Raw genomic sequence first — 11,215 nt, 5'->3', positions numbered from 1 at the left:
GTTCGTTTCTGTCCTGCCTTCATGCGGTGACTGTACCCATAAAGTGCAACCCCAAGACGTTAACTATGCCGGTGTAAACCGCTTCCTGCATATTTGGCGTCCTTGGAGCGGTCTCGGGACCGAAGCGGGACTGTGGGACGTCAGCCCGCCCGAGCCTTCCGTGTGGCGGCGTCGTTGGCCTTCTGAAGCGCTTTCACCAGCTCGTCCTTGTCCATTCTTGAGCGTCCCTTTATTTCCAGTTCCCGCGCACGCCGGTAGAGGTGCTCCTTGGACGCATTGGCATCTACTCCCCCGGCCGTCGGCTTCCTGGAGTCCGCCCCTTCCTCCGCGTGCTCATCCGAAGGTCCGCGTTCCTCCTTGGCCTCCCAGTGGTCGCCCACCTTCTCATAACTGTGCTTCAGTGCCGCGAAGGCCGTGCGGGCCGCCCGGCTCGAATCGTTGTCATAGGACTCCATCGCCGAATCGTAGGTCTTGGCAAAGGTGTCCTGCGCCTTCTGCTCCGAGCGCTGCAAGGTGGACGGCAACTCGTCCTTGCGGGCGTGATGGTTCTTTCCAGTCTTTGGCATGGCACTCAAGCTCCTGTCGTGGAAGGCACAGTTTCCGCCCGGCGCTCCGGATGGGCGTCAACACGTCAAGTCTGGGGTGAACCCGCGCCCTGGATCAAGAACCGGAGCGAACACGGTGGCTCGACCGTTTGACCATCGAAAGTTGGCTGCTACCATCAAGAGAGAACTATGTCCTATCAAGAGAACAAATGGCTACAAACCTGGATCGTCCTGACAGGGAGGCAAGGGTTTGAGCCTGAATTCGGGGTATCCAGTGGTTACTAAACTTGGTCTTAACATCGACCGATCCTCTCCCGTGCCCCTGTACCACCAGGTGGTTCAGGGGATCGAGGCCGCCATCCACAGCGGAGTACTGGAGCCCGGCAGCCGCCTCGAGAACGAAATCGACCTCGCGGCCCAGCTCAACCTATCCAGGCCAACCATGCGTAAGGCCATGGATGAACTGGTCCGTTCCGGTCTCTTGGTTCGGAAACGCGGCGTAGGAACCCAAGTGGTATCCAGTCAGGTCCGCCGCCCCCTGGAGCTCTCCAGCCTCTTTGACGACCTCACCAACAACGGCAAAAAGCCCACCACCACCGTGCTGAGCTTTTCCCACGAGGAAGCCGACCCCGCCACCCTCGCGGCGCTCGAGCTCCCGGCCGGCTCCAAGGTGTACCACTTCACCCGACTCCGCAAAGTGGGGGGCAAACCACTGGCCCTGATGGAGAACTGGGTGCGCGATGACATCGCAACCATGGACGAAGCCATGCTTGCAGCAGAGGGCCTCTACTCAATCCTGCGCCGCGGCGGCGTCAACTTCCGTCTTGCCACACAACGCATCGGCGCAATGATCGCCAATGACTACCAGGCACCCCTCCTTGAGACCGAAGTGAATTCCGCTTTGGTCACCATGGAACGCACAGCTGTGGACGATACCGGCCGTCATGTGGAGACGGGCCACCACGTCTACCGCGCCGATTCCTACAGTTTCGAAATGACACTCGTACAGCGCTAAAACAAAGGACTCCCCTGCCATGACCAACTGGGTTTACCCCTTGGGTTCCGCCACCGACGGCGTTTGGGACATCTCACTCGGCACTTCTGATTCCGCCATAGCCATCGACGGCTGGGCACACACCGGCCTCAAGGTCGCCACCGTCGCGGCGGGCGCCGCCGTCGAACTTCCTGCCGTTGCTGAAGAACGCATTGTGGTGCCCCTCAACGGCGCCTTTACCGTAACCGTCGATGGCGTCAACCACCCCCTCGCGGGCCGGTCCTCTGTGTTTCACGGACCCAGCGACGTCCTGTACTCGGGCACCGGAAAAGCCGTCACCATCAGCTCGGCCGACGGCGGCCGCGTGGCCGTCGCCACCGCCCCGGCGCGCACCTCCTACCCCACCCGGCTGGTCCTGGCCGCTGAGACACCCGTGGAATTGAGGGGCGCCGGCAATTGCTCGCGTCAGGTGCACAATTTCGGCACGCCGGCGGCACTGGAGGCAGACCGCTTCATCGTCTGCGAGGTCATTACACCGGCCGGGAATTGGTCCTCCTATCCGCCTCACAAACACGATGAGGAAAAAGACGGGGAGACCCACCTCGAGGAGATCTACTACTTCGAGACCCAAGTGGCCGCAGGTTCCGGCGCTCCGGCGGACGCCGACGCAATCGGCTATCAACGGGTCTACGCCTCGGACGAACGCCCCATCGACGTGTCCGCTGAGGTGCGCACCGGCGACGTCGTCCTGGTCCCCTATGGTTGGCATGGTCCGGCCATGGCCGCACCGGGCTACGACCTGTACTACCTCAACGTCATGGCAGGCCCGGGTCCTGTCCGTGAATGGCTCATCAGCGACGACCCCCACCACGGTTGGGTACGGCAAAGCTGGGAAGGGCAGAACATCGACCCCCGGCTGCCGTTCAGCGCTTAGATCGTCAACTTCCGAACACACAAAAGTGCCCCTCCCGGAATCCCTGAGATTCGGAGAGGGGCACTTTGCGGTGTGGGAGACTCAGCTGGACACTTTGAGAGCAACCCTCACGGGAACACCGGTAGCCAGCGATTCCTGGGCCGCATCTGCCACTCGGGATGCTGCTACTGCGTCCTCTGGGGTACATGGATTCCCGCGCTCCTGCAGCACCAATTCCACGAAGGCGACCATCTCGGAACGGTATGCCTGGTCAAAGCGCTCTGCGAAGGTCTGGTGCGGGTCACCGTCAGGGAAAGCGACTGCAGCTTCGACCGAAGCCACAGCAGACTTCTCGTCCAAACCCACCATGACCGTCTTGCGTGAGCCTTGGATCTCCAACCGCACATCGTGGCCGGCCCCGTTGTACCGGCTGGCAGAAACCGTTCCCACCGTGCCGTCGTCGAAAGTAATGAGCGCCAATGCCGTGTCCACGTCGCCTACTTCCCCAATGGCTGGATCGCCATTGTTGGATCCCTTGGCATAGACCTCCACGATTTCGCGTCCCGTCAGCCAGCGCAGGATATCAAAATCATGAACCGAGCAGTCCCGGAACAGGCCCCCGGACGTCGCCAGGAACTCCACGGGGGGCGGCGTCATGTCGCACGTGACGGCGCGCAGCGAGTGGATCCAACCCAACTCGCCGGCCTGGTACGCGCGCTTGGCTTCCAGATAACCGGCATCGAAGCGTCGTTGGTGTCCGATTTGCACCACGCCGTCGTGCTCACTGATGTAATCCAGCACCGGCAGCGCGTCGGAAACATTCATGGCCACCGGCTTTTCGCAGAAGACAGGGATTCCGGCGTCCACTCCGGCACGGATCAGCTCCGGGTGGGTCGCCGTACCCGTAGCAATGACTAGACCGTCCACACCGGAGGACAGCAGTTCGGCCACGGATGGCACGAAGTCCGCGCCCATTCCGGCAGCGACCGACCGGGCATGTTCCGTGGCCACGTCTGTGAGCTTCAGGCGAACGTTGACGCCCCTGTCTCGGAGCGTTTCATTGAGGGCCACCATGTTGTTGGCGTGCATGACGCCGATGCGCCCCACGCCAACCAGGCCAAGAGTGACTTCTTTCATCATTTCCTTCGTGGGTAGATGCGTTAGCGGATCTGCGTGGGCTGCAGTGTCGCAACCTGGGGCACGCGCACAGACTTGCCCTGTTTGACGGAGTCGATGCACGCCAGCGCGCAGGCAAGTGCTCTGCGGGCGTCAGGCGCGCCGGGTGTGAGCGTAAAAGCGCTCGACGGCGGCGGCGTACCATCGCGCCGTGAACTCACCACCGCGGTGAAATCGGCGAGTTCATCCGTGTAGGCCTGCCGGAAGAGCTCCACGTTCAGCCGAGGGGTGTCTGCTCCCAGTCCGTCGGCCGTATAGCGGCGTGCTGCGGTTTCCGTCGCACGACCGGCCTGGACCATCCCCTTGGAACCAAAGACTTCCCCCCGGACGTCGTAACCGTACAGGGCACTGAAGTTCGCTTCTGCCACAGCGATGGCTCCGTTGCTGTAACGCACGGTCACCACTGCGGTATCCAGGAACCCTTGGTCCCGCAGACCGGGTTCCACCAGTGCATCGGCTACGGCATGGATTTCCACCGGCTCGGCCCCTTCGTTGAACCAGTTCAGGGTGTCAAAGTCGTGGATGAGGGTTTCCAGGAAGATTGTCCACGCCGGGACCTTGGCTGCGTGAGCGATGCTGCCGCTGCCTGGATCGCGCGTCAGCGAGCGAAGGAGCTGCGGCCTACCCACAATCCCGGCGGCCAGATCCTGCTTTGCCGCTTGGAAGTCCGCCGCATACCGGCGGTTGAAGCCAATCTGGAAATGAACTCCGGCGGCCTCCACGGCGGTCAGGGCAGCATCGAGTTCGGCAAGGTCCTGGGCTGCGGGTTTCTCGCAAAAAACGTGCTTTCCGGCTGCAGCGGCCTTGGTGATCAGACCGGCATGAAAGCGGGCGGGGCTGGCGATGATCACGGCATGGATGGTGGGATCGGCCAGTATGTCGTCCGGGTTTGCCGTGATGTGGGCCGTGCCGAGCAATGCTGCGAGGGCCTCAGCAGATTCGAGGTTGGGATCTGCGATAGCCGCCAGCACCGCGCCCGGGACACGATGGGCAATGCTCTCGGCGTGGAACGCGCCCATCCAGCCGGATCCGATGAGGCCGATCCGTACAGGAGCCGGCAAGGGGACAGAATGTGGAGCGAGGTAGGCCATGGGCCGTCCTTTCGGAGTGTGGGTTTTGTGTCTTCAGGGCCGGGCGGATATGCCCGGGACGCCACTTTCACCGGGGAACACCACGCCCAGTTGGCGCCGGATCTCATCGGCTGCTTCCAGTGTGCGGATGGAGGCTGCCAGCGTCCGCTGGCTGGCTTCCGTGCTACCTCCGGCAACCGCCCGGGCCACGGCCGCGGCCTCGAAGTGCAGGCCTTCGAAGTGTCCGCCAGCCGGCTCGTCGTAGCGCAGCCGCGTCCCGTCAGGGAACCTGACCTCGAAGGCGCCGGGCATGGTGAAGGAACCCTCGATGGTCAACGTGGCTTTGGAACCAACTATGGTGGCGGCAGTGGGAGTGAAGTTATGCAAGTGGGTATTGACCACCGCCTGCGCGCCGCCGTCGAATTGCATCACGGCGGACAGCTGGGCGTTCACTCCCGACTCGTGCGGCTGGCCGATTGCATGCAGCTTGTGTGGACTACCCAAAACTTCCGTGACCAGGGCAAGCGGGTACGTACCCAGGTCAAGCAGCGGACCACCAGCCAATTGCGGATCGAAGATGCGGTGCGAAGGATCAAAATGCTCGCCATACTCTGCGACCACCGTGGTGATGCTGCCCAGCGTTCCTGCCTCAAGGATCTGCCGGATCACATCGAATTTCGGCAGGAAAAACGTCCACATGGCTTCGGCGGCAAAAACGCCGGCAGCCCCCGCCCGCGCGGCGATGTCCCGCGCCTGATCCGCGTTGAGGCCGATGGGCTTTTCGATCAGGACGTGCTTGCCGGCGTCAATGGCCAGGACCGCGGCTGCGTGGTGGCCGGTGTGGGGGGTGCACACGTAGACGATGTCTATGTCCGGGGCAGCAGCGAGTTCCTCGTAGCTCCCGTAGGCGGCGGGGACGTTGTACGCCTCCGCGAAGGCCTTGGACCGGTTCACGGATCGGGATCCGACGGCGGCTATCACCTGCCCGGTATGCGCCTGGATGGATTCGGTGAACCGTTCGGCGATCCATCCCGGGCCCATGATGCCCCATCTGAGGGTGGGAGCATCACGGGACCCCGGAACGCGGGAGTGAGGGAGTGCTTGAAGGGTCATGAGTAGCTGACTTTCGTAGTTGTCCCGTCGCTGTGCAGCGACTGGATCATGGCTTGTGCAACGAGCGATGCGTTGAGTCCGTCCTGTGCGCCTGCAAGGGATGGCGCTTCGCCACCAGCGAGTGCAGAAATCCAGGCCTGCAACTGCAGCCGGTACGCGTCGGCGAAGCGGGGGCGCCAGTCCGCGGGGATCACCGCCTGCCGGGTTCCGTCCTGTTCAATGCCCAGCAGTGAAGACTCCTGCAGGGACGTGGTGCCCTGTTCAGAGACCACTTCGCAGCGAGTGGTGTATCCATACTGGGCATTGAGATAAAGCTCAAGTGTCGTGAGGGTTCCATCTGCAGTGCGGAGGGTCATGAACGACGGGTCCTGCAGGCCCGGCTCGGCACGGCTTGTCTTCTTCCCGGCCTGCCACGACACTTCCGTGACAGGAGAGTCCAGAAGCCAGGGAATGATGTCCAACTCATGTATGGCCGAGTTGGTGATGGCTGATTCTGACGTGGTTCCGGGTCCTGCCGCGGCATTCCGGCTGACGCAGTGGACCATGAGGGGCTCGCCCTGCACCCGGCCTTGCACGGCCTGCCGAAGTGCCACATAGCCCGGGTCGAAGCGCCGCATGAAGCCGAGGGAGAGCAGGGATGCGCCCGTTGCCGCCACAATGTCGGCGTCGGCCGCTACCACTTCGAGGCTTTCCAGGAGCGTGGGCGCCAGGGGCTTTTCGCACAGGACCGGGGTCATGGCCTCAAAGCACTCCAGGACCAGGCCCGCGTGTGTGGAGTCGTGCGAGGCAACAACTACCGCGTCAACGTCACTGGAGTTGATCAATTCCGTCGGGTCCGTGGTGATGCGTGCCGACGGTGGCGCAGCAGCCGCTGCCCGGCCGGCGTCGAGATCTGCCACGAAGGTGACTTCCGCGCCGCCGATGGTGGTGGAGAGGTTCCTGATGTGGTCAGCGCCCATGACTCCGGCGCCGATGACACCTACCCGGATCGGCATGGTGTTCCCTTCTATTGACGATGTGCGTTCTGTTGACGAGGTAAGCGGGCCGTACGCACAGCGGACGGGGTCTTTCGAAGAGATCTCCGGAGGACACCGCCGCGTGCTGCTTCTAGGCGTGTTTCGGGCCGCCGGCGTTCACGCTGTCAACGTCCGCGACCTCGGCTTTGACCTCTTTCACGACGTCGCCATGGCCGCCCAGCTGTTCCAGCTCATGGGCAAGTTCAGCAAGCTCAGCACCACCAGCCATTTGGGCCGTGAGTTCGTCCAGTGTGATGTCCTTCTTGTCGTAGTAACCAATGGATTTGCCGCGCTTGAGCAGAAGGAACCGATCGCCTACGGGGAAGGCATGGTGCGGGTTGTGGGTGATGAAGATGACGCCGAGTCCGCGGTCGCGAGCCTGGAGGATGTAGCGCAGGACCACGCCTGACTGCTTGACGCCCAGGGCCGCCGTGGGTTCGTCCAGAATGAGGACCTTGGCCCCGAAGTACACGGCGCGGGCAATCGCGACGCACTGGCGTTCACCGCCGGAAAGCTGTCCGATGGGTTGCTCTACATCGCGCAGGTCGATGCCCATCTCGGCCAGTTCCTTGAGCGTGATGGCCTTCATCTGTTCGACGTCCATGTACTTGAACGGGCCGAAGCCTTTGGTGAGCTCGGATCCGAGGAAGAAGTTCCGCCAGATCGGCATCAGCGGTACCACCGCAAGGTCCTGGTACACCGTGGCGATGCCGGCGTCCAGGGCATCGCGGGGGGAACCGAACTTTCGTTCCTCACCCATGATGTTCAAGACGCCGTCGTCGTGCTGGTGGAGACCGGCGATGATCTTGATCAGCGTGGACTTGCCCGCACCGTTGTCGCCCAGCACACAGGTAACGCGGCCGTTGTCCACGGCCATGGTGACGTCACTCAACGCGATGATGTTGCCGTAGTGCTTGCCCACTCCTTCCAAGGAAAGGAGATGTACGGGTGTGTGGGTGAGGGGATCACGCTCATTCTGGAGCAGCGTTTCCTGGTCGATCGCTTTGGCATTCATTTCCGGGCCCCTTACTTGAGTTCCGCGCGGCGCTTGACGATGAGGTTGACGATGGTGGCGAGCAGCAGCATCAGGCCCAGGAAGAACTTGAACCAGTCGGGGTTCCACTGCGCGTACACAATGCCCTTGTTGGCCATGCCGAAGATGAACGCGCCGATCGCGCCACCCACTGCTGAACCGTAACCACCCGTCAAAAGGCAACCACCGATCACTGCGGCGATGATGTACAGGAATTCATTGCCCACGCCCTCGCCGGACTGCACAGTGTCGAAGGCAAACAAGTTGTGCATGCCCAGGATCCAACCGCAGAAGCCCACACCCATGAACAGCCCGATCTTTGTGGCTTTGACCGGAACTCCGACCGCTCGGGCGGCGTTTGCGTCGCCCCCGACTGCGAAGATCCAGTTACCCACACGGGTCCGCATGAGGACCCACGTTGCCACTGCCACGAGGGCAATCCAGATGAACACCGTGATCTTGACATCGATGCCAGCGATGGTGACCGAGGATGCGAAGACACCGCGGGCGGTGTCGAAGCCGTCCATGGTGGAGATGGACGGAGACGAAACAGAGCCGCCGATCAATCGCGTCAAACCCAGGTTCAGGCCGGTCAGCATCAGGAACGTGGCCAAGGTGACAATGAAGCTGGGGAGCTTGGTCTTCATCAGGATCCAGCCGTTGATGAAACCAATGGCCAGGGACACCAGCAAAGCCAGAATGACACCCACCCAGACGTTCGTGCTGAAGTACCAGCTGAACATTGAAGCTGTCAGCGCCGACGAGATCACAGCGACGCCCGTGGAGAGATCGAACTCTCCGCCGATCATCAGCAGTGACACTCCCACCGCCATAATTCCAATGGTGGAGCTTCCGTACAGCACCGTGGCCAGGGCGTTGGGCTGGGTGAACGTCGGCGATACCAACGCAAAGAAGACAAACAGAACGATTGCGCCCACCAGGGCACCCACCTCGGGCCGGCCAAGGAGCTTCTGCAATGGACTGCGCCGGGCAACCCGCTCATCAATCGCAGCTTTGGTGAATTTGTTTTGGGTAATAGTCATGATGTTTCTCCTTGCTGCCGGGCTGGCTTCCACCAACCCGGCAAGCGGGCTGTTAGCGGATACCCTGTTCAGCAAACGTCAGGACTTCGGCGGCATTGGACTGGTCAACGACGGCCGGACCAGTGAGGACCGACTGTCCGCCGCCAACCTTGAATCCGCCCCGCTTGTTCTGCCACAGGGCATCCACGGCACCGTAGCCCTGGAGCCACGGCTGCTGGTCCACGGTGAACAGCACGCTGCCATCGGAGACCTTCTGGGCAAGTTCCTTGTTGAGGTCGAAGCTGGCTACCTTGGCCGAACTGCCGGCGGTGGTCACAGACTTCAGGAGCGTCAGGGTGATAGGAGCGCCGAGGCCGATGATCACATCAGCGTCCTTCGAAGCCTGGAGCTTTGCGGTGGCGGTGGACTCTACCGACGTCATGTCCGCCCCGTTGACGTACAGGATTTCCGTACCGGGTACTTTCGCCTTCACACCGGCGCAACGGGCCTCGAGGCCCACGTGTCCTTGGGCCTGGATCACGCAAACCGGGTGCTTGTAGCCACCTTCTGCGAGCCTTGAGCCCACGGCCTCGCCGGCCAACTTTTCATTCGACCCGAAGTGCGTGAAAGCTCCGAGCTGGGCCGACGCTGCTTCGCCGGCATTGAAGCTGACGATCGGGATGCCCGCGTCCGTTGCCTTCTTCAGTGCGTCTTTCAGCGCATCCGGCGTAGCCAGTGTCACGGCGATGCCATCCACTTTCTGGTCCACGGCCTGCTCGATCAATTGCGCCTGCCGGCCGGCCTCCGGGTCAGAGGTGTACAGCAGCTCTACATTGTCCTTCGCTGCTGCTTCTTCGGCACCCTTGCGTACCGTGTCCCAGAAGGTGTCACCTGCAGGGGCGTGGGCGATCAACGCAATCTTCATCCTTTCGGTGGAGGCCACCTGACCTCCTCCACCGCCGGAGCCTGCCTCCGGCTCCCTGCCGCCAGTGCTTGAACAGGCGCTCAGAGCCACCAAGGGCACAACCGCCGCAACAAGCGCCGCCTTACGCCACGAAAATACAGTCACCATAATCTCCTTTGATTCCCAAGTCCGGACTGCCACTTTGCAGCCCCGGATGCACCGCCTACCTCGATCATGGTGACCTACCTCACGAATGTCAATAGTTTGTCCTGACATTAGTATGTTCGTACGTAATAGCCTTGCCAAAGCTCAGGATCGGGGCGCCGCAGTAGTGCGCCGAACCACCAGTGCGGGTTGGATCAGCTTGCGCTGCGCTCCTACAGTGGAGCCTTGGATGCGCGCCAGCAGCGACTGTGCGACGCCCATCCCCACCACATCGCTGCGGTTATCCACGGACGTCAGCTCGAGATATCGGGATTTCGCCAGTGCTGAATTGTCATACCCCATGACCGAGATATCCGACGGCGCCACCAGGCCGCGCGCCTTGATCGCACCGAAGGCGCCAAGCGCCATGGTGTCGTTGGCGGCGAAAATCGCAGTAATGTCCGGATGGTGATCCAGGAGCCAGCAGGCGGATGCGTAACCGTCTTCTTCCGTGGTACCCCCCTCTTCCCCCACAATCAATGGTTTGACACCTGATTGCCGGAGTCGCGCGTCGAAGCCGGCCCGCCGGTGGGCTGCGGCACCACCGGAACCCGAAAGGTGGCCGATCCTTCTGTGGCCGAGGTCCAGAAGGTGGACCGCTGCCATCGCACCGCCACCGTCGTCGTCGTTGGTGATGAGATCAGCGTCATCCGGCACCCCGTTCCGCCACCCAGCCACCACGGTGGGAACTTCCGTGCCGCTGAGCACCGTGGCGCCCGGTTCCGCTGCGATCACGAGTCCGTCCACATGCATGGCAAGCAACCCGTCGGCGGCCTCCTTGATGCGGTTCTCCCCGGGGCGGGAATCGGCGAGCGTGACCTGGTAGCCATGTTCTGCCAGGACTGACTCCAAGCCCCGCAGCAGATCGACGAACCACAAGTTCCGATAGTCGTCAATGACGAGCCCGATGCTCTTGGTCCGACTGCTCGCGAGGGTTGTGGCCGCCCGGCTGGGACGGTATCCCAGCTCGGTGATCGCGGTTCTTACCGCGTCACGGCGCTTGTCGCTGACCTTCCCGGGGTTCTGAAGCACCAGTGAAACCAACGACGGCGAGACGCCGGCCAGCTTTGCGACATCGTAAATTGTTGGGCGCCGGGCCTGCGGCTTACTCGCGCTCATGGGACCAGCTTCCAAGAGGGAGCGTCACCCTGGCACGAATGATTGACAGGACATATGGACATGGCTAGGCTCGAGTTCAGCATACAAAATTGTAGCGCTACAAAAT

Annotated in this window: 11 protein-coding genes; 2 read left to right on the top strand and 9 right to left on the bottom strand. The window is 62.2% G+C overall.

Going from position 1 to position 11,215, the window contains the following annotated elements:
• Positions 1 to 140: 140 nt before the first annotated feature.
• Complete coding sequence (locus tag ARUE_RS10765) at positions 141 to 566, bottom strand: ChaB family protein (protein ID WP_043470231.1); 426 nt, start codon at positions 564 to 566, stop codon at positions 141 to 143.
• Positions 567 to 819: 253 nt separating this feature from the next.
• Between ARUE_RS10765 and ARUE_RS10760 the strand changes: the two genes are divergently transcribed.
• Positions 820 to 1,560, top strand: a complete 741-nt coding sequence (locus ARUE_RS10760) for a GntR family transcriptional regulator (RefSeq protein WP_043470228.1) — start codon at positions 820 to 822, stop codon at positions 1,558 to 1,560.
• Positions 1,561 to 1,579: 19 nt separating this feature from the next.
• Entirely contained in the window at positions 1,580 to 2,473 is an 894-nt protein-coding gene (iolB, locus tag ARUE_RS10755; RefSeq protein WP_014921806.1) for a 5-deoxy-glucuronate isomerase, read from the top strand.
• 81 nt (positions 2,474 to 2,554) lie between these two features.
• On the opposite strand, the gene ARUE_RS10750 is transcribed toward iolB, so the two are convergent.
• The 8 genes from ARUE_RS10750 to ARUE_RS10715 form a co-directional block, all read right to left on the bottom strand.
• Positions 2,555 to 3,589, bottom strand: coding sequence for a Gfo/Idh/MocA family oxidoreductase (locus ARUE_RS10750; protein ID WP_043470225.1), 1,035 nt, complete (start codon positions 3,587 to 3,589; stop codon positions 2,555 to 2,557).
• Positions 3,590 to 3,612: 23 nt separating this feature from the next.
• On the bottom strand, positions 3,613 to 4,719 hold the full coding sequence (locus ARUE_RS10745) for a Gfo/Idh/MocA family oxidoreductase (protein ID WP_014921804.1): 1,107 nt from the start codon (positions 4,717 to 4,719) through the stop codon (positions 3,613 to 3,615).
• A gap of 33 nt (positions 4,720 to 4,752) precedes the next feature.
• Complete coding sequence (locus tag ARUE_RS10740) at positions 4,753 to 5,811, bottom strand: Gfo/Idh/MocA family protein (protein ID WP_014921803.1); 1,059 nt, start codon at positions 5,809 to 5,811, stop codon at positions 4,753 to 4,755.
• Positions 5,808 to 6,806, bottom strand: coding sequence for a Gfo/Idh/MocA family oxidoreductase (locus tag ARUE_RS10735; protein ID WP_014921802.1), 999 nt, complete (start codon positions 6,804 to 6,806; stop codon positions 5,808 to 5,810). The genes ARUE_RS10740 and ARUE_RS10735 overlap by 4 nt, the downstream gene beginning before the upstream one ends.
• Positions 6,807 to 6,918: 112 nt before the next feature.
• Positions 6,919 to 7,842 carry an ATP-binding cassette domain-containing protein gene (locus ARUE_RS10730; protein WP_011774679.1) on the bottom strand — a complete coding sequence of 308 codons (924 nt, stop codon included), beginning with the start codon at positions 7,840 to 7,842 and terminating at the stop codon, positions 6,919 to 6,921.
• Positions 7,843 to 7,853: 11 nt separating this feature from the next.
• Complete coding sequence (locus ARUE_RS10725; protein ID WP_043470222.1) at positions 7,854 to 8,903, bottom strand: ABC transporter permease; 1,050 nt, start codon at positions 8,901 to 8,903, stop codon at positions 7,854 to 7,856.
• 52 nt (positions 8,904 to 8,955) lie between these two features.
• Entirely contained in the window at positions 8,956 to 9,951 is a 996-nt protein-coding gene (locus ARUE_RS10720; protein WP_187329957.1) for a substrate-binding domain-containing protein, read from the bottom strand.
• A 144-nt stretch (positions 9,952 to 10,095) separates the two neighbouring features.
• Complete coding sequence (locus tag ARUE_RS10715; RefSeq protein ID WP_187329939.1) at positions 10,096 to 11,109, bottom strand: LacI family DNA-binding transcriptional regulator; 1,014 nt, start codon at positions 11,107 to 11,109, stop codon at positions 10,096 to 10,098.
• Positions 11,110 to 11,215: the final 106 nt, after the last annotated feature.

Source organism: Arthrobacter sp. Rue61a, assembly GCF_000294695.2.
Taxonomy (GTDB): Bacteria; Actinomycetota; Actinomycetes; order Actinomycetales; family Micrococcaceae; genus Arthrobacter; species Arthrobacter aurescens_A.
This window is presented reverse-complemented; position numbering and strand designations above follow the sequence as displayed.

Bases quoted from the DNA above. Each gene is read 5' to 3' on its own strand.
- ARUE_RS10725 (WP_043470222.1), bottom strand. From the start codon at position 8,903: ATGACTATTACCCAAAACAAATTCACCAAAGCTGCGATTGATGAGCGG.
- iolB (WP_014921806.1), top strand. From the start codon at position 1,580: ATGACCAACTGGGTTTACCCCTTGGGTTCCGCCACCGACGGCGTTTGG.
- ARUE_RS10745 (WP_014921804.1), bottom strand. From the start codon at position 4,719: ATGGCCTACCTCGCTCCACATTCTGTCCCCTTGCCGGCTCCTGTACGG.
- ARUE_RS10715 (WP_187329939.1), bottom strand. From the start codon at position 11,109: ATGAGCGCGAGTAAGCCGCAGGCCCGGCGCCCAACAATTTACGATGTC.
- ARUE_RS10750 (WP_043470225.1), bottom strand. From the start codon at position 3,589: ATGAAAGAAGTCACTCTTGGCCTGGTTGGCGTGGGGCGCATCGGCGTC.
- ARUE_RS10735 (WP_014921802.1), bottom strand. From the start codon at position 6,806: ATGCCGATCCGGGTAGGTGTCATCGGCGCCGGAGTCATGGGCGCTGAC.
- ARUE_RS10765 (WP_043470231.1), bottom strand. From the start codon at position 566: ATGCCAAAGACTGGAAAGAACCATCACGCCCGCAAGGACGAGTTGCCG.
- ARUE_RS10730 (WP_011774679.1), bottom strand. From the start codon at position 7,842: ATGAATGCCAAAGCGATCGACCAGGAAACGCTGCTCCAGAATGAGCGT.
- ARUE_RS10740 (WP_014921803.1), bottom strand. From the start codon at position 5,811: ATGACCCTTCAAGCACTCCCTCACTCCCGCGTTCCGGGGTCCCGTGAT.